This window comes from Kitasatospora sp. NPDC001540 (assembly GCF_042894345.1).
Classification (GTDB): Bacteria; Actinomycetota; Actinomycetes; order Streptomycetales; family Streptomycetaceae; genus Kitasatospora; species Kitasatospora phosalacinea_C.
This window is the reverse complement of record NZ_JBIAVO010000010.1, coordinates 119,092-140,042: the sequence shown is the minus strand read 5'-3', so window position 1 is coordinate 140,042 and position 20,951 is coordinate 119,092. Positions and strand designations below refer to the sequence as shown.

The window sequence follows — 20,951 nt, the reverse complement described above, 5'->3', positions numbered from 1 at the left end:
CGAGAGGAGAACCGGGGTGCGCCAGCAACCGGTCCTGGAAGTCCGGGGGATCCGCAAGGAGTTCCCCGGGGTGGTCGCGCTGGACGGGGTCGACTTCCGGCTCTTCCCCGGCGAGGTGCACGCCCTGATGGGGGAGAACGGCGCCGGGAAGTCCACCCTGATCAAGGTGCTCACCGGCGTCTACCAGTCGGACGGCGGCGAGGTCGAACTGGCCGGCGAGCAGGTGCGGATCGCCGGGCCGCTGCAGGCCCAGCAGGCCGGCATCAGCACGGTCTACCAGGAGGTGAACCTCTGCCCGAACCTGTCGGTCGCGGAGAACATCTTCATCGGCCGCGAACCCCGCCGCTTCGGCCTGATCGACTGGTCCTCGATGCGCCGCCGGGCCGCCGAACTGGTCCGCGGGATCGACCTGGACATCGACGTCAACGCGCCGCTGAACAGCTACTCCATCGCCGTCCAGCAACTGGTCGCGATCGTCCGCGCGGTCGACGTCTCCGCCAAGGTCCTGATCCTGGACGAGCCGACCTCCAGCCTGGACCGCGACGAGGTCCGCCAGCTCTTCACCGTCATGCGGCGCCTGCGCGACCAGGGCGTGGCGATCCTGTTCGTCTCGCACTTCCTCGACCAGATCTACGAGATCTGCGACCGGATGACCGTGCTGCGCAACGGCCGCCTGGAGGGCGAGTACCTGACCAGCGAGCTGAACCAGGTCGAACTCGTCTCCCGGATGATCGGCTCCGAACTCGCCGGACTCGACCAGCTCGGCGGCGGCAAGCGGCGCGAGCGCACCGCCCCCACCGGCAAGGCGTTCCTGCAGGCCGACCGGCTCGCCCGCCGCGGCGCCGTCGAACCGTACGACCTCGACATCCGCCCCGGCGAGGTGGTCGGCCTGGCCGGGCTGCTCGGCTCCGGGCGGACCGAGGCCGCCCGGCTGCTGTTCGGCGCCGACCAGAGCGACGGCGGCACCCTGCGGATCGAGGGCGCGGTGACCTCGCTGCGCAGCCCGCGCGACGCGATCGCCCGCGGCATCGCGTTCTGCTCGGAGAACCGCAAGACCGAGGGCCTGGTCGGCGAACTGACCGTCCGCGAGAACATCGTGCTGGCCCTGCAGGCCTCCCGCGGCTGGACCCGCCCGCTCTCGCGCACCGTCCAGGACGCCTACGCGCTGAAGTGGATCCGCGCCCTGGACATCCGCCCCGGCAACCCCGAAGCGCTGGTGCGCAACCTCAGCGGCGGCAACCAGCAGAAGGTGCTGCTCGCCCGCTGGCTGATCACCGACCCCAAGCTGCTGATCCTGGACGAGCCCACCCGCGGCATCGACATCGGCGCCAAGGCCGAGATCCAGAAGCTGGTGGCGAACCTCGCCGAGGACGGCATGGCGGTGCTGTTCATCTCCGCCGAACTGGAGGAGGTGCTGCGGCTCAGCCACCGGGTCGGCGTGCTGCGCGACCACCGGATGGTCGCCCAACTCGACAACGACGGCGCACTCACCCCGGAGCGCATCATGGCCACCATCGCGAGCGGAGCCCACGCATGAGTACGGCAGCAGTGGCGACGAGCCCGGTGAAGGCGGTGACCCGGTCCCGGCTGTTCTGGCCCGCGGTGGTGCTGGCCGTGCTCCTGGTCGCCAACCTCGCCTTCACCCCCGACTTCTTCGCCGTCCGCCTCCAGGGCGGCCACCTCTACGGCTCCCTGATCGACATCCTGCACTTCGGCGCCCCGCTGATCCTGGTCTCCCTGGGCATGACCCTGGTGATCGCCACCGGCGGCATCGACCTCTCGGTCGGCTCCACCGTCGCGATCTCCGGCGCCCTGGCCTGCCTGCACATCAGCGAGTCCACCGACCCGGGCAGCCTCTCCACCGTGCTGACCGCCCTCGGCATCGCGCTCGGCACCGCGGTGCTGCTCGGCGTCGTCAACGGGCTGCTGGTGGCCAAGGCCGGGGTCCAGCCGATCATCGCCACCCTGATCCTGATGGTCGCCGGGCGCGGCGTGGCCCAGCTGATCACCGACGGCCAGATCATCACCGTCACCAGCGACCCGTACAAGATGATCGGCGGCGGCTACTGGCTGACCATGCCGTTCGCGATCCTGCTCAGCGCCCTGGTGGTGCTGGCCACCGTGCTGCTGACCCGCTCCACCGCGCTCGGCCTGCTGCTGGAGTCGGTCGGCGGCAACCCGGTCGCCAGCCGGCTGGTCGGCATCCGGGCGATGCGGCTGGTCGCCCTGGTCTACGTGTTCAGCGCGCTGTGCGCGGCGCTGGCCGGGCTGATGGTCTCCTCCAACGTCTCGGCCGCCGACGGCAACAACGCCGGACTGTGGATCGAACTCGACGCCATCCTCGCGGTCGTGCTCGGCGGGACCTCGCTCAACGGCGGCCGGTTCTCGATCGGCGGCACCGTCCTGGGCGCGCTCATCATCCAGACCCTCTCCACCACCGTCTACACCATCGGCATCCCGCCGGAGACCACCCTGGTGTTCAAGGCGTTCGTGGTCATCGTGGTCTGCCTGATCCAGTCGCCCGCCTTCCGCGCCAAGCTCGCCGCCCGCGGCGCCCGCACCCGGCGCCCCACCCGGTCGCACGCCGCGGCCCCCACCAACCGGGAGGTCGGCGCATGAACGCCCACGCCCTGCTGACCCGCCTGCGCGGGCAGATCCCGCTGCTGGTCACCGCGGTCCTGCTGGTGTCGATGTTCAGCGTCGGCTCGGTGCAGTACGAGGGCTTCTTCTCCGGCCAGGTCGTGCTCAACCTGCTGATCGACAACGCCTTCCTGCTGGTCGTCGCGGTCGGCATGACCTTCGTGATCCTCACCGGCGGCATCGACCTGTCGGTCGGCGCGGTGGTCGCCCTGTCCACCATGGTCTCCGCCTGGCTGGTCGAGAAGCACGGCTGGTCGCCGTTCCTGGTGATCCCGCTGGTCCTGCTGATGGGCACCGTCGGCGGCTGGGTGATGGGCTGGATCATCCACGTCTTCGAGATCCAGCCGTTCATCGTCACCCTGGCCGGCATGTTCCTGGCCCGCGGCCTGTGCTACACGATCAGCGTCGAGTCGATCTCCATCACCGACCCGACGTACACCTCCCTGGCGCAGACCCGGATCCCGCTCGGCGACCTGTTCGTCTCGCCCAGCGCCCTGATCGCCCTGCTGGTGGTCGCCGCCGGGTTCGTGGTCCTGCACTACACCAAGCTCGGCCGCAACGTGTACGCGCTCGGCGGCAGCGAGCAGTCCGCGCTGCTGATGGGCCTGCCGGTGCAGCGCACCAAGACCACCGTGTACGCGATCAGCGGCTTCTGCTCCGCGCTCGGCGGCGTCCTGCTCACCTTCTACATGCTGTCCGGCTACGGCCTGCACGCGGTGGGTCTGGAACTCGACGCGATCGCCGCGGTCGTCATCGGCGGCACCCTGCTGACCGGCGGCTCCGGCTACCTGCTGGGCACCCTGCTCGGCGTGCTGGTGCTCGGCCTGATCCAGACCGTGATCAGCTTCCAGGGCACCCTCAGCTCCTGGTGGACCCGGATCGTCATCGGCGCCCTGCTGTTCGTCTTCATCGTCCTGCAGCGCCTGATCACCGCCCGCCGACGCTGACCGCCGGTCGGCACCGACGGCCCGCCGGGCTCCGCCGCTGCGTCGCGGAGCCCCGCGGGCACCACCCCGAACACCGCCGAACCGTCCGGCCCCCCGCTTCGCCGGACGGACCGCGCGGCTCCCGTCCGCCCTCCCAACAGGCGACGACGGGACACCGGTCGGCCGCCGGCCCGCAACGGCGCGGAAACCGCCGGCGGCCGCCAACCCCACCGTTCACGCCCCCACCCCACGCCAAGGAAGAGACAGTGAGCTTCACTCCCCACCACGACCGGGCGAACGAGCCGGAGAGATACGTCGTCGGCATCGACTTCGGCACCCTGTCGGGGCGCGCGGTGGTGGTCCGGGTGTGCGACGGCGAGGAGCTCGGCACCGCCGTGCACGCCTACCCGCACGCCGTGATCGAGGACCGCCTGCCCGGCACCGCCCGCCGCCTGCCCCCCGACTGGGCGCTGCAGCACCCGGAGGACTGGCGCGAGGTGCTGCGCACCGCGGTGCCGCAGGCGCTGGCGGCCTCGGGCGTCGACCCCGCCTCGGTGATCGGCATCGCCACCGACTTCACCGCCTGCACGGTGCTGCCGACCCTGGCCGACGGCACCCCGCTGGCCGAGCTGCCCGAGTGGGCGCAGCGCCCGCACGCCTGGCCCAAGTTGTGGAAGCACCACGCCGCCCAGGGCCAGGCCGACCGGATCAACGCGCTGGCGCACGCCCGCGGCGAGAAGTGGATCCACCGCTACGGCGGGAAGATCTCCGCGGAGTGGCAGTTCGCCAAGGCGCTGCAGGTGCTGGAGGAGGACCCGGCCGTCTACGCGGCGTGCGAGCGCTGGATCGAGGCCGCCGACTGGATCATCTGGCAGCTGACCGGCACCGAGTCCCGCAACACCTGCACCGCCGGGTACAAGGGCATCTTCCAGGACGGCGGCTACCCGTCCGAGGAGTACCTGGCCGCCCTGCACCCCGAGTTCGCGGACTTCGCGCGGACCAGGCTGGAGCACCCGCTCGCGCCGCTCGGTTCCCGGGTGGGCTCGCTGACCGCCCAGGCCGCCGCCTGGACCGGCCTGCCGGAGGGCATCGCGGTCGCCGCCGGGAACGTGGACGCGCACGTCGCGGCGCCCGCCGCGCAGGCCGTCGACAACGGCAAGCTGCTGGCGATCATGGGCACCTCCACCTGCCACGTCGTCAACGGCCCCACCCTGGCCGACGTCCCCGGCATCTGCGGCGTCGTCGACGGCGGCATCGCCGAGGGCGCCTACGGCTACGAGGCCGGGCAGTCCGCGGTCGGCGACATCTTCGCCTGGTGGCTGCGCCAGGGCCTGCCCGCCGACTACCTCGCCGAGGCCGAGGCCAACGGCGAGGACGCCCACCAGCTGCTCACCCGCAAGGCCGCCGCCCAGCGGGTCGGCGCGCACGGCCTGGTCGCGCTCGACTGGATGAACGGCAACCGCTCCACCCTGGTCGACCACCACCTCTCCGGCGTCATCGCGGGCCTGACCCTGGCCACCCGCCCCGAGGACGTCTACCGCGCCCTGCTGGAGGCCACCGCCTACGGCACCCGCACCATCGTCGAGGCGTTGGAGAACGGCGGCGTCCCGGTCACCGAGTTCGTCGTCACCGGCGGCCTGAAGAAGAACGCCCTGCTGATGCAGATCTACGCGGACGTGCTGCGCCGCCCGGTCTCGCTCGCCGTCTCCGCCCAGGGCCCGGCCCTCGGCTCGGCCATCCACGCCGCCGTCGCCGCCGGGGCCTACCCCGACGTGCGGGCCGCCGCCGCCGCGATGGGCCGCGTCCAGCGCCACGCCTACCTCCCGGACGAGGCCCGCGCCGACGCCTACGACGCCCTGTACGCCGAGTACCGCCTGCTGCACGAGCACTTCGGCACCGGACCCGACCTGCTGCTGCACCGCCTGCGCGCCCTCCGCAACGCCGCCCTCAGCCACGACACCGAGGACTGACCATGACTTCCCCGATCGACCTGCTGCGCCGCCAGGTCTGCGACCTGCACCAGGAACTGGTGCGCTACCAGCTGGTGGTGTGGACGGCGGGCAACGTCTCCGCCCGCGTGCCCGGCGAGGACCTGCTGGTCATCAAGCCCAGCGGCGTCTCCTACGACGAGCTGACCCCCGAGAACATGATCCTGTGCGACCTGGACGGCAACGTGGTCGAGGGCGAGCACGCCCCGTCCTCCGACACCGCCGCGCACGCCTACGTCTACCGCCACCGCCCCGACGTCGGCGGCGTGGTGCACACCCACTCCACCTACGCCAGCGCCTGGGCCGCCCGCGGCGAGCCGGTGCCGTGCGTGCTGACCGCGATGGCCGACGAGTTCGGCGCCGAGATCCCGATCGGCCCGTTCGCGCTGATCGGCGACGACTCGATCGGCCGCGGCATCGTCGAGACCCTCGACGGGCACCGCTCGCCCGCCGTCCTGATGAAGAGCCACGGCGTCTTCACCATCGGCAAGGACGCCAGGGCCGCCGTCAAGGCCGCCGTGATGTGCGAGGACGTCGCCCGCACCGTGCACATCTCCCGCCAGCTCGGCGAGCCGCTGCCCATCGCGCAGGACGACATCGACCGCCTCAACTTCCGCTACCAGAACGTCTACGGCCAGCGCCCCGCTGCCCGCTGAAGGAGAAACCCCCGATGAGCGAAGTGTTCCTCAACCGCGAGATCTGGTTCCTCACCGGCAGCCAGGGCCTCTACGGCCCCGAGACGTTGCAGCAGGTCGCCGAGCAGTCCCAGCAGGTCGTCAACCAGCTCGCCCGCACCGGCCTGCCGGTGCGGATCATCTGGAAGCCCGTGTTGACCGACGCCGCCTCCATCCGCCGGGTCTGCCTGGAGGCCAACGCCGACGACGCCTGCGTCGGCCTGATCGCCTGGATGCACACCTTCTCCCCGGCCAAGATGTGGATCTCCGGCCTGGACGCGCTGCGCAAGCCGCTGCTGCACCTGCACACCCAGGCCAACCGCGACCTGCCGTGGTCGACCATCGACATGGACTTCATGAACCTGAACCAGGCCGCCCACGGCGACCGCGAGTTCGGCTACATCCAGTCCCGCCTCGGCGTCACCCGCAAGACCGTCGCCGGACACGTCAGCGACCCCGTCGTCGCCGAGCGCGTCGCCACCTGGGCCCGCGCCGCCGCCGCCCGCGCCGACCTCGCCACCCTCAAGCTCGCCCGCTTCGGCGACAACATGCGCGACGTCGCCGTCACCGAGGGCGACAAGGTCGAGGCCCAGCTGCGCCTGGGCGTCTCCGTCAACACCTACGGCGTCAACGACCTGGTCGCCGCCGTCGACGCCACCGCCGACGCGGACGTGGACGAACTCGTCAAGGAGTACGAGGAGCTCTACCGCCTCGCCCCCGAACTGCGCGCCGGCGGCGAGCGGCACGAGGCGCTGCGCTACGCCGCCCGGATCGAACTGGGCCTGCGCGGCTTCCTCACCGAGGGCGGCTTCGGCGCCTTCACCACCAACTTCGAGGACCTCGGCGGCCTGCGCCAGCTCCCCGGCCTCGCGGTGCAGCGCCTGATGGCCGACGGCTACGGCTTCGGCGGCGAGGGCGACTGGAAGACCTCCGTCCTGCTGCGCACCCTCAAGACCGCCGCGACCGGCCTGGAGGGCGGCACCTCCTTCATGGAGGACTACACCTACCACCTGGAGCCCGGCCGGGAGCTGATCCTCGGCGCGCACATGCTGGAGGTCTGCCCGTCCATCGCCGCCGCCACCCCGTCCTGCGAGATCCACCCGCTGGGCATCGGCGGCCGCGAGGACCCGGTCCGCCTGGTCTTCGACGCCGCCACCGGCCCCGCCGTGGTCGTCGGCCTGGCCGACCTCGGCGACCGCTTCCGCCTGGTCGCCAACGAGATCGACGTCGTCGAGCCCAACGAGCCGCTGCCCAAGCTGCCCGTCGCCCGCGCCGTCTGGGCCCCCCGCCCCAACCTGCGCACCTCCACCGAGGCCTGGCTGACCGCGGGCGCGCCGCACCACACCGTCCTCACCCGGGCGCTCACCACCGAGCACCTCGACGACCTCGCCGAGATGCTCGACGTCGAACTCGTCCTCATCGACGCCGACACCACCATGCGCACCTTCACCCGCGAACTGCGCTGGAACCAGGCCTACCACCGCCTCGCCCAGCGCCTCTGACCCCTCCCGTCAGCCGGACCGACGACGCCCGTCCACCCACGGGCGTCGTCCCCGTTCTCGCCCACCCCCGACCGTCCGACCGCACACCGAACGGAGCACCCGTGTCGTCCGAAGCCCCCGCCCCACTGAGGATCACCCAGGCCGAGGTGGCGGCCCTCCCCGACGGGCAGCCGATCACCCGCTGGACGTTCGGCGCCCCCGGCGGCGTCACGGCGGAGGTGCTCAGCCTCGGCGCCCGCCTCGAAGCCCTGCACGCCCCCGACCGGTACGGGCAGCGCGCCAACGTCGTCCTCGGCGGCGGCGATGTCGCCGAACTCCTCGACGCCGCCGCCTACTTCGGCGCCACCGTCGGCCGCTACGGCAACCGGATCGCGGGCGGCCTGCTGCCGCTGGACGGCACCGTCCACCGCCTCGCCACCCAGGACACCGGCCACACCCTGCACGGCGGACCGGACGGCTACGCCACCCGCCACTGGGAGGGCGAGACCGTCCGGGAGGAGCAGCGGGTCGGCGTCCGGCTGCGCCTGCACAGCCCCGACGGCGACCAGGGCTTCCCCGGCGCGCTCACCGCCGAGGTCGGCTACCTGCTCGACGCCGAGGGCGAGCTGACCATCGAGTACCGGGCCACCACCGACGCGCCCACCGTCGTCAACCTCACCAACCACGCCTACTTCAACCTCGCCGGGGAGGGCAACGGCACCGTCCTCGACCACCTGCTGCGGGTCGACGCCTCCGGCTACCTGCCCGTCGACGAGGACCTGATCCCGCTCGGCCCGGTCGAACCCGTCGCCGGAACCCCCTTCGACCTCCGCTCGGCCCGCGTCCTCGGCGAACGCTTCGCCCTGCGCCACCCGCAGCTGGGCCCGGCCGGCTCCGGCTACGACCACACCTGGGTCCTGGACGGCACCGGACTGCGCACCGCCGCCGTCCTCACCGACCCGGCCAGCGGCCGCCGCCTGGAGTGCCGCACCACCGAACCCGGCCTGCAGGTCTACACCGGCAACCTCTTCGACGGCGCGGTCACCGGCCGCTCCGGCCGCCCCTATCGCGCCCACGCGGGCGTCGCCCTGGAGACCCAGCACTTCCCCGACTCCCCGAACCGGCCCGACTACCCCTCCACCGTCCTGCGCCCGGGGGAGGAGTACCGCTCCACCACGGTCTACCGGTTCACCGCCGGGCGCTGACGGCCGACCGGCCCCGGTGGGGGGCGGGGCCGGTCACGGGGCGTCAGAGCTCGACGTCGGGGTGCAGCCGGGCCACCGTCCACACCCGTTGACGGCGGACGGCCAGCGTGGTGAGCGCGAGGAAGAGGACGCCGAAGGCCGCCAGCACGGCCCCGTCGCGCAGCACGTGGGCGGCCAGGCCGCCGGAGACGGTGGCCCGCAGGCCGTCGATCAGGTACGTCATCGGCAGCAGCGGGTGCAGGAACCGGAAGAACGCCGGGGCGGTGGGCATCGGGTACAGGCCGCCCGCGGCGGTCAGTTGGAGGATCAGCAGGACCAGCGAGAGCACGTCGCCCGCCACGCCCAGCGAGGTCCGCAGGAAGTGGTCGACCGCCACGAAGGAGGCCACGCCCAGCACCAGCAGGGCGACCGTGGCCCACGGGTGCGCCGGGCGCAGCCCCAGCGTCAGGTCCACCACCGCGTACAGGACGAGCGCCGCCACCGCGCCCAGCAGCGCGGCGGGCAGCCACCCGGCGGCGGCCACGGTCGCCGAGCGGGCCCGGCCGGCCAGCGCGCGGCCGTTGACCGGCCGCAGCAGCAGGTAGGCGAACAGGCCGAAGACCCACAGCGCGATGCCGAAGAAGAACGGCGCCATCCCGCGCCCGTACACGCCCGCCGGGTGCAGGTTGGTGCGGTCGATCCGGGCCGGGGTGCCCAGCACCCGGGCGGCGCCCTCGATCTGCTGGTCGCTCAGCTCGGGGATCCGGTGCAGGCCGTCGTCCACGGTGCTCGACAGCCTGCTCGCCCCGTCGTGCGCCTGGTCGGCGGCGGACCTCGCGGCGTCCGCGCCCGCGCGCAGCGACCGCAGGCCGTCGGCGACCGTCGCCGTTCCCGCGGCGACGTCGGCGGCGCCGCCGTCCAGCAGCCGCAGCGGGGCGTTCAGGGCCGCGGCGCCCTGCTGCACCTCGGCGGCGGTGCGCTGCAGGTCGCGGGCGGCGGCCAGCTGGTGCTGGGCGCCGGTGTCGGCCGCGGCGGCCCGGTCGTCGATCCCGGCGGCGGTGGCGTCCGCCTGCTCGGCGTCGCGCAGGGCCCGGGCGAACACCGCGTCCTGGGCCAGATCCGGGTGCGCCGAGGCGAGTTGGCGCAGATCGGCGAGGGCGGTGTCGGCGCCCTGGTGGACCTGCGAGGTGCCGGTGTGCAGGGCGTGCAGCCCCTCGGCGGCCACCGAGGCGGCCGTCACCAGCTGGGCGGCGGCCTGCGGCAGCCGGTCCGCCACCGCCCCGTCCAGCGCCTCGGCGGCCCGGTCGACCTGCCCGACGGCCCGGCTGATCTGCTGCGCCCCGGCGCCGATCCGCTCGGTGCCCGCGTGCAGGCCGTCCGCGGCGGTCGCCAGGGCGGCGCTGCCCTGCTGAGCGGTCGTGGTCGCCCCGACCAGTTGCCGGGCGCCCTCCGAGGCCACCGCCAACTCCTGCCGGAAGTCCGAGAGTTCGCCGTACAGCGCGCGGACGTACGCCTCGTGCACCGCCGAGTCGACCTGGGCCTGCAGCTTCGACTGCACCACCTCGGTCATCACGCCCGCGATGTAGTTGTTCGCGTCGTTCAGCCGCAGCAGGACGCCGCCCTGCTGCGGCTGCGCGTCGGCGGCGGTCGCCAGCCGGCTGCTGAAGTCCGCCGGGATCTCGACCGTGAACGCGTACCGCCCCTCGCGCAGCCCCGCGTCGGCCGCCCCGGCGTCGACGAACCGCCAGCCGAAGGTGCCGGACGCCTTCAACTGCTCCACCAGCTGCGCCCCGGCGTCCACCGGCCGTCCCCCCTCGGCGACGGCGGGACGGTCCAGGTTCACCACCGCGACCGGGATCCGGCCGGTCTTCCCGTACGGGTCCCAGTTCGCCCACAGGTACATCGCCCCGTACAGCAGCGGGATCAGGCAGAGCAGCAGCGGCACCCACCGGCGCAACGGGCCGCGGAAGCGGCGCAGTTCGAGCAGGGCGAGGCGGAGGGCGGTCATGCCGTCCCCCCGTCGGCGGGCGCGGACGCGGGGGCGTCCGGGTCGGCGCGGTGCGGCAGGGCCAGCAGGACGGTGCCCGGGGGCGGTGGCGAGGGTGGCTGGGCGGCGGTGGCCAGGACGGTGCAGCCGGTGGCCGTCACCGCCGCCAGCGCCCGCCAGGCGCGGGCCCGGTCGGCGTCGGGGCAGTCGCGGTCCACCGCGTCCACGGCCAGGACGGGCGGGCGGGCTGCGAGGGCGAGCGCCACGTCCAGCAGCAGCGCCTCCAGCGGCGGCAGGTCCTCGGCGAGGGCCGCGCCGCGCAGGTGCAGGCCGAGCAGCCGGGCGGCCTCGACCACGCCGCGCCGGGTGACGTCCCGGTCCAACCAGCAGCGTTCGGCGACCAGTTCGCGCACCCGCAGCCGTCCCTCGGCGGCGACCGCCCCGTCCGCCCGGGCCACCGCCACCGACCGGCGCACCCTGCCGGACCCGGCCCCGGGGGCCCGGTGGCGGCCCACCCGCAGCACGCCCGTGCGCAGCCGCATCCGGCCGGACAGCGCCAGCAGCGCGCTGGTGCGGCCCGACCCGGCGGGCCCGTGCACCACCAGCAGGCCGCCGGGCGGCACGTCCGCGTCCACGTTCTCGAACACCGGCCCGCGCGGGCCGTGCACACTGATTCCCCGGGCCGTCACGGCCTCTCCGCACACCATCACTACCGACGGGTAACCGGAATCGGCCGCGCCATGCCCCCGGCCCCGTCCGGGCGGCTCACCGGCCCAGCCGGGACTCCAGACGCCGGAGCCTGGCCCGCTGCCGACGGTCGAGGACGAACAGCAGCGGGAACCAGCACAGCAGGAACACCAGGGCCACCACACCCACCACCGGCCCGTGGCGCTGCCAGAGCGAGGCCGCCGACCACAGCACGGACGCCCCCAGCACCGGCCACACCCACCACGCGCGGCGCCGCTGCGCCCGGTCGGCGCGGACCACCCGGCGCAGCGCCTCCACCAGCACCGGGTCCGCGGGGATCCGCTCCTCCTTGACGGCGCGGTCCAGATCGACGAGGGCGGACTCGTCCGGCAGGCCCAGCCTCCTGGCCCGGCGGCGGTGCCCCCAGCGCAGGAGCGCCAGGGTCGCCAGCGCGTAGCATCCGCCCGCGACGGCCGTGAGCGGCCACGACGCCCCGTTCATGAAGTGCGTGACCATGCTCCACGCCGCTCCCGACGCCACCGTCGCCACCCACACCTGCGGCTGCGTCCACCATGGCCTGCCCGCTCGTCGTGCGTCCGTGTGCGTCATGTCCGCCGGGTGCCCCGCCGAGCGGATCCGACTCCCCTGCCGGGAAGGGGAGGCGCCGGGGGCGGGGACGCGGCGGGCCCGACGGGGCGGTTGTGTCGCGCTCCCCGGGGCACACGGCGGGGCATGACGACGGACGGCGCGCACGGCGCGGAGACGGACGGCCCGAAGGGCGCGGGGGCGGACGGCCCGGAGGGGCACGGTCCGGAGGGGGACGGCGAGACCAGGGGGACGGTGCTGATCGCGCTGGTGGCCAACCTGGTGATCGCCCTGGCGAAGACCGTGGGCGGTCTGCTCGCGGGCTCGCCCGCGCTGCTGTCCGAGGCGGCGCACTCGGTCGCCGACAGCCTCAACGAGGTGTTCCTGCTGGCCTCGTTGAGCCGCAGCCGCCGACGTCCGGACGCCCGCCACCCCTTCGGCTACGGCAAGGAGCGGTTCTTCTGGTCGATGCTGGCCGCCGTCGGCATCTTCGTCACCGGCGGCTGCTTCTCGTTCTACCAGGGCCTGCACACCCTGCTGAACCCGGAGGCCGAGGCCACCGAGGGCTACCTGGTCGTCTACCTGGTGCTGCTGGTGTCGCTGCTCGCGGAGGGCGCCTCGCTGGCCAGGGCCGCCCTGCAGGTGCGCGGGCAGGCCCGGCGGGCCGGGCGCGGCCTGCTGGCGCAGTTGCGCCGCGGCGACGACCCGACGGTGCGGACGGTGTTCGCCGAGGACGCGGCGGCGGTGCTCGGCGTCCTGCTGGCCCTGGCGGGCGCCGGGCTCCACCAGTGGACCGGGCGGCCCGGGTGGGAGGCGGCCGCGGCCCTGGCCATCGGGGTGCTGCTGATGTACGTCGCCTACCGGCTGGGCCGCGACGCCAAGGACCGGCTGGTCGGGCAGGCCGTCGACCCGGCCGTCCAGCAGCAGGCGCTGGACGTGCTCACCGAGCGGCCCGAGGTCGACACCGTGACCCGGCTGCTGACCATGCAACTCGGCCCCCGCTCGGCCCTGTTGGCCGCCCGGATCGACCTGGTCGACGGCCTGGACAGCAGCGGGGTCGAGGAACTCTGCGTCGGGTTGAAGCAGCGGATCCGGGCGGAGTGCCCCGAGTTCGACCAGATCTTCCTGGACATCACCGCGGCCGACGAGGACGAGCGCCGCCGCGCGGCCGAGCGTCGCCGCAGGCTGCGCGAGACGGTGCGACGGCAGGCGGCCGCCGAGGGCTGAACGGCGGCCGGGGGCTGAACGGCCAGGCCACCAGGGCTGAGCGCCCGCCGGGGGCCGGACGCCGACCCCGCGTCCGGGCACCCGTCGAACCGGCGGGTGCCCGGACGTCCACCTACCGCACGGGGTCGCCGCGCACCTGGGGAGCGCGGCGGGAATGCGGCTCCGACAGGCATTGTGAGCGCTAACAAGCGGCGGGGCAAGGGGTCGCGCCGATGTTCGGGGAGTGCTGCCGGAGTCGAGGGGCAATCCGGACGGAAGCCTTGACGGGGTCACGGCGCTTCTCCATAGTGATGCACGGCCGCCTCCTGAGCCGAAATCCCGTTCGTCCCCACGGCTCTGAGCCTCCGTCAGGGTGAATTGTTAGCGCTAACAAAGCGCAGCGCCCCCCCTCGCCCGCCGCGGACGGCTCCGCCGTCGGGGCCCCGGGGCGGCCGTCTCCTCGGGACCTCCCGACCCCCCACCCCTCAGCAAGGAGTCCACCCTTGGCTGTCCAGACCTGGCTGCGCCGCGCCCGGCGCGCCCTCCTCGCGACCGGCACCACCGCGGTCCTGACCGTCGCCCTGATCGCCGGCACCGAGACGGCCTCGCAGGCCGCCACCCAGGGGCCGTGCGACCTCTACGCCTCCGGCGGGACGCCCTGCGTGGCGGCCCACTCCACCACCCGGGCCCTGTACGGCGGGTACGGCGGCGCGCTCTACCAGGTCCGCCGCGCCTCCGACGGCGCGACCAAGGACATCGGCGTCCTCGCCACCGGCGGCTACGCCAACGCCGCCGCCCAGGACGCCTTCTGCGCCGCCACCACCTGCGTCATCACCGTGATCTACGACCAGTCGGGCAGGGGCAACCACCTCACCCAGGCCCCGGCCGGCGGCGCCGCGCCCGGCCCGGACAACCTCGCCCCCGCCACCGCCGCCCCGGTCACCGTCGCCGGTCACAAGGCGTACGGCGTGTACGTGGCCGCGGGCACCGGCTACCGCAACAACAAGACCAACGGCATCGCCACCGGCGACCAGTCCGAGGGCATGTACGCCGTCCTGGACGGCACCCACTTCGGCGGCGGCTGCTGCTTCGACTACGGCAACGCCGAGACCAACAACCTCGACACCGGCAACGGCCACATGGAGGCCATCTACTTCGGCGACAGCACCATCTGGGGCTCCGGCACCGGCAAGGGCCCCTGGGTGATGGCCGACCTGGAGAACGGCCTGTTCTCCGGCGTCAACGCGGGCTACAACGCGAACGACCCGAGCGTCAGCCACCGCTTCCTGACCGCGATCGTCAAGGGCGCCCCCAACCTGTGGGCGATCAAGGCGGGCAACGCGCAGTCCGGCGGCCTGTCGACGTACTACAACGGGGTCCGGCCCAACGTCGCGGGCTACAACCCGATGCACAAGGAGGGCGCGATCATCCTGGGCATCGGCGGTGACAACAGCAAGTCCTCCAGCGGCACCTTCTACGAGGGCGTGATGACCTCCGGCTACCCCTCGGACACCACCGAGAACGCCGTCCAGGCCAACATCGCCGCGGCCAACTACCAGGAGGCGCCCGTCACTTCGAGCGCCCTCACGCCCGGCGCCCGGGTCTCGCTGAAGGCGACCACCGCCTGCTGCACCGCCGACTACCTGCGCCGCAGCGCCGACGCCACGGTGGCCATCTCCCCGATCACGTCCGGCAGTTCGGCCGCCGACCGGAACGACGCCACCTGGATCGTCCGGGCCGGACTGGCCAACGGCTCCTGCCTGTCCTTCGAGTCCGCCTCCGCCCCCGGCCAGTACCTGCGGCACTTCAACTACCAGCTCCACACCGCGGCCTCCGACGGCAGCACCGTCTTCAAGCAGGACGCCACCTTCTGCCTCCAGGCCGGGCACAGCGGACAGGGCTACTCCTTCCAGTCCGTCAACTTCCCCAACCGCTTCCTGCGCCACTACGAGTACACCGGCTACCTCGCCGGTGACGGCGTCGGCGGCAACACCTGGGACAACGCCAACTACTGGGCCGAGGACACCTCCTGGCTGACCGCCCAGCCCCTGTCCTGACCCCCGGCCGCACCCGGCGCCCGGCGCCGGGTGCGGTCCGCCTCCCCAGGGGGAATTCCGGTCGCGAGTTCCGTCGGCACGGTTGACCGCATTGAAGTGGCCATGGCACTTTCGTCCGGCGCGGGCGTGCGCCAACCGGTCGCACGCCCGCAATCCCCCACAAGGAGAGCCATGTTCAAGAAACTCGCCGCCGCGTTCGGCGCGGGCGCGGTCGTCGCAGGCACCCTCACCCTCGGTGCCGCCCCCGCGCAGGCCGTCCAGGCCGGCGACCTGACCTCCACCATCGCGCTGAGCAACTGCTCGGCCTCGCTGGTCCGTTACCCGACCTCGGTGGACACCGACCGGGCGATGATGCTGACCAACGGCCACTGCCTGCCCACCATGCCGACGGCCGGCCAGGTCATCCAGAACGCGAGCGCCAGCCGCAGCGGCACCCTGCTGAACTCCTCCGGCGCCTCGCTCGGCACCGTCCAGGCGGACAAGGTGCTGTACGCGACGATGACCGGCACCGACGTCGCGCTGTACCAGCTCACCGACACCTTCTCCGCCATCAGCTCCAAGTACGGGGCGACGGCGCTGACCATCAGCGACACCCACCCGGTCGACGGCTCCGCGATGTACATACCGTCCTCGTACTGGAAGCAGGTCTGGAACTGCTCGGTCAACGGGTTCGTCCCGACCCTGCGCGAGGACCAGTGGACCTGGCACGACTCGCTGCGCTACAGCGCGGGCTGCAACACCACGCACGGCACCTCCGGTTCGCCGATCGTCGACGCGGCCAGCCGGAAGGTCGTCGGCATCAACAACACCGGCAACGACGACGGCGCGATGTGCACCCTGAACAACCCGTGCGAGGTCGCCGCGGACGGCACCACCACCGCCACCAAGGGCCAGAGCTACGGCGAGGAGACCTACTGGTTCACCACCTGCCTGGGCACCGGCCGGGTCATCGACCTGAACGTCAGCGGCTGCCTGCTGACCAAGCCGGCCGGCGCGGCCCCCTCGGTGGCCAACCCGGGCAACCAGTCGACCGCGGTCAACGGCGCCGTCAGCCTGCAGATCCAGGCCTCCGGCGGCACCGCGCCGCTCAGTTACTCGGCCACCGGGCTGCCCACCGGCCTGTCGATCAACGCCTCCACCGGCCTGATCAGCGGCACCGCCACCGCCGCGGGCAGCTCCACGGTGACCGTGACCGTCAAGGACGCCGCCAACCGGACCGCCTCCACCACGTTCTCCTGGGCGGTCACCACCACCCAGGGCAGCTGCACCCCGGCCCAGCTGCTCGGCAACCCGGGCTTCGAGACCGGCACCGCCAGCCCCTGGACGGCCTCCTCCGGCGTGGTGGACAACTCCTCCTCCGAGGCGGCCCACAGCGGCTCCTGGAAGGCCTGGATGGACGGCTACGGCTCCGCCCACACCGACAGCCTCTCGCAGACCGTCACCGTCCCGGCCGGGTGCAAGGCCACCTTCAGCTACTGGCTGCACATCGACACCGCCGAGACCGGCAGCACCGCGTACGACAAGCTGACCGTGACCGTCAACGGCACCACGGTCGCGACCCACTCGAACGTCAACGCGGCCACCGGCTACACCCAGAAGAGCATCGACCTGTCGGCCTACGCGGGCCAGAGCGTCACGGTGAAGTTCAACGCGGTCGAGGACTCCTCGCTGCAGACCTCCTTCGTGATCGACGACACCGCCGTCCAGACCGGCTGAACCCGGTAGCCCACCGCAGCCGCCCGCTCCCGAAAGGGGGCGGGCGGTGACGCATGGCCGTCGGCCACCTGGGCAGCCGCCCCTACGGGGGACACCGGAACGAACAGGAGGAACGCGATGACGACCGCACGCGAGATCATGACCGAGGGCGCCGAGTGCGTCGGCGAGCAGGAGTCCGTCCTGGAGGCCGCGGAGAAGATGACCCGGCTGGGCGTGGGCGCGCTGCCCATCTGCGGCACCGACGACCGGCTCAAGGGCGTCCTGACCGACCGCGACATCGTGGTGAAGGTGCTCGGCGCGGGCAAGGACCCCCAGCAGGTCAAGGCCGGTGAACTCGCCCAGGGCGAGGCCGTCACCATCGGCGCCGACGACGAGGCGAACGAGATCCTGCGCACCATGGGCTCCCACCAGGTCCGCCGCCTGCCCGTCATCGACGGCCACCGGCTGGTCGGCATCGTCGCGCTGGCCGACGTCGCCCGCGCGCTGCCCGACGCCAAGGTCGGCGACGTGCTGGAGGCCATCTCCGCCGCCTGACCGCCCGCCCGGCACCCGGCTCCGGGCGGGCGGGCACCACCGCCCGCCCGGGGCCGGACCCGCCGGGCCACCGCCCGCACGGAGGCACCCGCACGGAGGCACCCGCACCCCATGACGTCCTTCCCCCACCCCGACATCACCAGCCTGGACGCCCTCGCCGACTTCCTGCGCGAGCACGGGGACGAGCCGCTGTACGTGCGCTGGTCCCGCGACCCCCGGGCCGACCTCGCGGACGGGAACGGCAGCCAGGACGACCTGACCCGCGACGCGCTGCCCGGCCTGTCCGCCACCCCGCTGTCCGTCGAGGAATGGTGGCGGGACCGCCCGCTGCGCCTGTGGGCCGCCCGCCGCCTGTACGACTACTCGCACCTGCGGCGCGACAAGCCGCCCGGCGTCCACCCCTGGATCCTCACCGGCACCGAGACCGCCCGCGGACCGGACGACGAACCCCTCCTCACCGGGGCCCGCCCCCTGGCCCGGATCAGCGAGGACGTCATCGCCGAGGCGAACCGCGAGATCGCCCACCAGCCGGGCCGCTGGGGCCCCATGCGCCGCACCGGGGACCCGTGAGGGCCCACCGGACCCGTGAGGGCCCACCCGCCCCGGCCCGCCCGCGCACGAGCCCACCCACACACGAGAACGAGAGGCGGAGGTGCCCGTGACCGCACCACCCACCGACCACCAACTGCTCACCGTCTACCTGAACAACCACCTCGCGGGTGCCGAAGCCGGTACCAGGCGGGCCCACCGGACCGCCCGGTCCCTCTCCGATCCGGACGGGGCCCGCCTGCTGCGACAACTGGCCGCGGACATCGCCTGCGACAAGGCCTCCCTGCTCCGGGTGATGCGGGAGCTCGGCGTCCCCGAACGGCGCCCGTACGCCTGGCTGGGGCGGCTCGGCGAACTGGCGGGCCTGCTCAAACCGAACGGCACCCTGCTGCGCCGCTCCCCGCTGACCGACCTGGTCGAGTTGGAGGCCCTCCGGCTCGGCGTCCTGGGCAAGCGCCAGCTGTGGGCCGCCCTGGCCGACCGCGCCGCTGCCGACCCCCGCCTCGACCGGCCCCGGCTCGACGAACTCGCCGACCGGGCCGACCGGCAGGCCGAACTCCTGGACGGGCTCCGCCGGTCGGCCGCCGGGGTACTGGCCGCCCGGCCGTGACCGTGGGCGGTGCGGGCCGTTTCGGGTCCGGCGGTGCGGGCAGCAGCGGGACGGGGACCGGGCACGGCCGACGCTGCGGAGGAACCCGATGAGCACCCAGGACACCCCGGCCGAGCAGGGGCCGGAACAGACCGCCTCGACACCGCACCTGCACGACAACCCGCCCACCGGCGGGCCCGACGGCGAGGCGCCGGACGGTCCCGCCGAATCCGGCTGGCACGACGCGGACGGCACGCCCCACCCGGGCGACCGGGAGGAGGAGCGCCCCGACCCCGCCTGACCCGCGGCCGGGAGGACCCCGGGGCTTTCGGGGCCCTCAGGGCCTGCGGGGACGGTGGGGCCTGCGGGCCAGGAAGACGTACTCCATGCCGGGCCGGTCCGGGGCGTCCCGGACCTCCAGGGGCTCGAGGCCTGCGGCGCGCAGGTCGGCCTCGACCTCGGGGCGTTCGCGGAAGCGCAGGGTGGAGTCCGAGGTGAGGTGCCGCCCGCCCGCGGCGAACACGTAGTGCCAGCGGAACGACACCAACGGACCGGCGACGGAGAGCAGTTCGACCCAGGTCTCGACCGCGCCGACGCCCGGGAGCTCGCCCACCCGGTGGGACGCCTCACGCGTCCAGGACTCCCAGGCGCGGCGGGCCGGGACCCTGCTCTCGAACACCAGGTGCCCGCCCGGGCGCAGCGCGTCGCGCACGCCCCGCAGGGTGGCCCGCCACCGCGCCGGGTCGGTGATCTCCTGGGCGGCGTTGGCCGTCATGGTGACCAGGTCGACCCGGAGCGGGGGCAGCTCCGTCGCGTCCCCCACCAGCCAGCGGACCCGGTCGGCGCCCGGCTTGCCGCGGGCCACCTCCACCGACGCGGCGGCCGGGTCGACGCCGAGCACGCGCACCCCGCGCCCGGCCAGCAGCAGGGCGAACACCCCGGTGCCGCAGCCCAGGTCGAGCACCTCGCCCGCGCCGAACTCGTCCACCAGGTCCAGGTAGGGGAGCAGGTCCGAGCGGTCCGGGTCGAGCGCGTCGTAGAGCGTCGCCAGGGCGGGCAGCGTGAAGCATTCGTCGGCCATCCGGGAGAAGGTAGTACGGGGCGGGCCGGGACGGAAAAGGGTTTGCCGGGGGGCACGGAGGTCCGTACGGTGGGGCGGGTGAACACCGGAACGGCCACGGGCCACGCACGGATCGGCGACCCGGTGGGCGGCTGACCCCGCCCCGGGCGGCGCAGGGGTGCCCGCGCGCCAGAGGGCCGCCCAGGCCTGGGAGCAGACACGCGAACCAGCCCCCGGACCGACCGACCCGAACGAGGTTCACCCCACCGTGCCAGCCGCTTTCAACCACACCATCATCGCCTCCGAGGACCGCACCGCGTCCGCCCGCTTCTACCGCGAGCTGCTGGAGGCCGAACAGGCGCCCTCCTGGGGCCCGTTCACCAACCTGAAGCTCGCCGACGGCGTGCTGCTGCAGTTCGCCGAACCGCCGGTGGAGATCCAGATGCAGCACTACGCCTTCCTGGTCGACGACGAGCTGTTCGACCGCGCCCACGCCCTGCTGCGCGAGCGCGGCATCGACCACTGGGCCGACCCGCAGATGCAGCGCCCCGGCGAGACCAACACCGAGCACGGCGGTCGCGGGGTCTACCTGCTCGACCCGTCCGGGCACGGCCTGGAACTGATCACCCGCCCCTACCTGTAGGGGCGCAGGACGGGGGAGGAGGACGGGGCGGTGGATCACCCGGACCACCAGCACCTGCGTGCCGCCCTGGCGCAGGCGCGGCGGGCCCTCGCCCCGCACCTCGACGCGGACCGGAGCGTCCCGGAGGCCCACCGGAGTGGAGCTGCCGGGACGCTCCGGCCCACGTCGGCCACGACCTGCTCGCCTACGCCGGGCAGGTCGCGGCCCTCCCCGAAGGCGGCTACCCGCCCTTCGACCTGACGGTGCGTCGGGACGCCGGGCCGGGCGAGGTGCTGACCACCGCGCTCGCCTGCGGCGAACCGCCGGCCCTCGCGCCGGCCGCCGCCGAACCCGGCGCGCGGGCCTGGCACCGGGGCCCGACCGACCCGACCGGCTTCGCCGCGACGGGCGTCGCCGAGACGCTGCTGCACACCCACGACATCACCACCGGCCGCGCTCCCCGGCC

18 protein-coding genes and 2 pseudogenes are annotated in these 20,951 nt (G+C 73.8%); 16 read left to right on the top strand and 4 right to left on the bottom strand.

What is annotated here, in order from left to right:
• The first annotated feature begins 16 nt into the window (after nucleotides 1-16).
• From ACFY00_RS15095 to ACFY00_RS15065, 7 genes are all read left to right on the top strand, one after another.
• Nucleotides 17-1,537, top strand: a complete 1,521-nt coding sequence (locus ACFY00_RS15095; RefSeq protein ID WP_388031310.1) for a sugar ABC transporter ATP-binding protein — start codon at nucleotides 17-19, stop codon at nucleotides 1,535-1,537.
• Nucleotides 1,534-2,619, top strand: coding sequence for an ABC transporter permease (locus ACFY00_RS15090; RefSeq protein ID WP_388031308.1), 1,086 nt, complete (start codon nucleotides 1,534-1,536; stop codon nucleotides 2,617-2,619). The genes ACFY00_RS15095 and ACFY00_RS15090 overlap by 4 nt, the downstream gene beginning before the upstream one ends.
• The gene (gene yjfF / locus ACFY00_RS15085; protein ID WP_388031305.1) at nucleotides 2,616-3,587 is read left to right on the top strand and encodes a galactofuranose ABC transporter, permease protein YjfF; all 972 of its coding nucleotides are present in this window, start codon (nucleotides 2,616-2,618) and stop codon (nucleotides 3,585-3,587) included. The genes ACFY00_RS15090 and yjfF overlap by 4 nt, the downstream gene beginning before the upstream one ends.
• Before the next feature lie 245 nt (nucleotides 3,588-3,832).
• Nucleotides 3,833-5,536, top strand: coding sequence for a ribulokinase (locus tag ACFY00_RS15080; protein WP_388031304.1), 1,704 nt, complete (start codon nucleotides 3,833-3,835; stop codon nucleotides 5,534-5,536).
• A 2-nt stretch (nucleotides 5,537-5,538) separates the two neighbouring features.
• Entirely contained in the window at nucleotides 5,539-6,210 is a 672-nt protein-coding gene (locus ACFY00_RS15075; RefSeq protein WP_388031302.1) for an L-ribulose-5-phosphate 4-epimerase, read from the top strand.
• Between the two features lie 14 nt (nucleotides 6,211-6,224).
• The gene (gene araA, locus ACFY00_RS15070; protein ID WP_388031301.1) at nucleotides 6,225-7,730 is read left to right on the top strand and encodes an L-arabinose isomerase; all 1,506 of its coding nucleotides are present in this window, start codon (nucleotides 6,225-6,227) and stop codon (nucleotides 7,728-7,730) included.
• 101 nt (nucleotides 7,731-7,831) lie between these two features.
• Complete coding sequence (locus tag ACFY00_RS15065) at nucleotides 7,832-8,914, top strand: aldose epimerase family protein (protein WP_388031300.1); 1,083 nt, start codon at nucleotides 7,832-7,834, stop codon at nucleotides 8,912-8,914.
• A 43-nt stretch (nucleotides 8,915-8,957) separates the two neighbouring features.
• On the opposite strand, the gene ACFY00_RS15060 is transcribed toward ACFY00_RS15065, so the two are convergent.
• The 3 genes from ACFY00_RS15060 to ACFY00_RS15050 all read right to left on the bottom strand — a co-directional run bounded on the left by ACFY00_RS15060 (nucleotide 8,958) and on the right by ACFY00_RS15050 (nucleotide 12,083).
• Nucleotides 8,958-10,901, bottom strand: coding sequence for a YhgE/Pip family protein (locus ACFY00_RS15060; RefSeq protein ID WP_388031298.1), 1,944 nt, complete (start codon nucleotides 10,899-10,901; stop codon nucleotides 8,958-8,960).
• Nucleotides 10,898-11,569 carry an ABC transporter ATP-binding protein gene (locus ACFY00_RS15055; protein WP_388031297.1) on the bottom strand — a complete coding sequence of 224 codons (672 nt, stop codon included), beginning with the start codon at nucleotides 11,567-11,569 and terminating at the stop codon, nucleotides 10,898-10,900. Before ACFY00_RS15055 ends, ACFY00_RS15060 begins: the two co-directional genes overlap by 4 nt.
• 76 nt (nucleotides 11,570-11,645) lie before the next feature.
• On the bottom strand, nucleotides 11,646-12,083 hold the full coding sequence (locus ACFY00_RS15050) for a hypothetical protein (RefSeq protein WP_388031295.1): 438 nt from the start codon (nucleotides 12,081-12,083) through the stop codon (nucleotides 11,646-11,648).
• A 216-nt stretch (nucleotides 12,084-12,299) separates the two neighbouring features.
• Here ACFY00_RS15050 and ACFY00_RS15045 point away from each other — a divergent pair, with 216 nt between their 5' ends.
• From ACFY00_RS15045 to ACFY00_RS15010, 8 genes and pseudogenes are all read left to right on the top strand, one after another.
• A complete protein-coding gene (locus tag ACFY00_RS15045) occupies nucleotides 12,300-13,379 on the top strand; it encodes a cation diffusion facilitator family transporter (protein WP_388031294.1) in 1,080 nt (359 codons plus the stop codon).
• Between the two features lie 482 nt (nucleotides 13,380-13,861).
• Nucleotides 13,862-15,415 (top strand): alpha-L-arabinofuranosidase B, encoded by a 1,554-nt coding sequence (locus ACFY00_RS15040; RefSeq protein WP_388031293.1) that lies wholly within the window; start codon nucleotides 13,862-13,864, stop codon nucleotides 15,413-15,415.
• Between the two features lie 102 nt (nucleotides 15,416-15,517).
• Nucleotides 15,518-16,204 (top strand): annotated as a pseudogene (locus ACFY00_RS15035) (serine protease); the annotation flags it as partial.
• Nucleotides 16,205-16,420: 216 nt separating this feature from the next.
• Nucleotides 16,421-17,131 (top strand): annotated as a pseudogene (locus ACFY00_RS15030) (putative Ig domain-containing protein); the annotation flags it as partial.
• Between the two features lie 117 nt (nucleotides 17,132-17,248).
• Nucleotides 17,249-17,665: a CBS domain-containing protein gene (locus ACFY00_RS15025; protein WP_388031291.1), complete on the top strand. Its 417-nt coding sequence runs from the start codon at nucleotides 17,249-17,251 to the stop codon at nucleotides 17,663-17,665.
• Nucleotides 17,666-17,776: 111 nt separating this feature from the next.
• Complete coding sequence (locus tag ACFY00_RS15020) at nucleotides 17,777-18,235, top strand: DUF6098 family protein (RefSeq protein WP_388031288.1); 459 nt, start codon at nucleotides 17,777-17,779, stop codon at nucleotides 18,233-18,235.
• Between the two features lie 88 nt (nucleotides 18,236-18,323).
• Nucleotides 18,324-18,824: a hypothetical protein gene (locus ACFY00_RS15015; protein ID WP_388031286.1), complete on the top strand. Its 501-nt coding sequence runs from the start codon at nucleotides 18,324-18,326 to the stop codon at nucleotides 18,822-18,824.
• A gap of 88 nt (nucleotides 18,825-18,912) precedes the next feature.
• Complete coding sequence (locus tag ACFY00_RS15010) at nucleotides 18,913-19,104, top strand: hypothetical protein (RefSeq protein ID WP_388031285.1); 192 nt, start codon at nucleotides 18,913-18,915, stop codon at nucleotides 19,102-19,104.
• Between the two features lie 36 nt (nucleotides 19,105-19,140).
• Here ACFY00_RS15010 and ACFY00_RS15005 read toward each other — a convergent pair whose 3' ends face one another.
• Nucleotides 19,141-19,884, bottom strand: a complete 744-nt coding sequence (locus ACFY00_RS15005) for a class I SAM-dependent methyltransferase (protein ID WP_388031283.1) — start codon at nucleotides 19,882-19,884, stop codon at nucleotides 19,141-19,143.
• 247 nt (nucleotides 19,885-20,131) lie between these two features.
• Between ACFY00_RS15005 and ACFY00_RS15000 the strand changes: the two genes are divergently transcribed.
• Entirely contained in the window at nucleotides 20,132-20,506 is a 375-nt protein-coding gene (locus ACFY00_RS15000; protein ID WP_388031282.1) for a VOC family protein, read from the top strand.
• Nucleotides 20,507-20,951 lie beyond the last annotated feature (445 nt).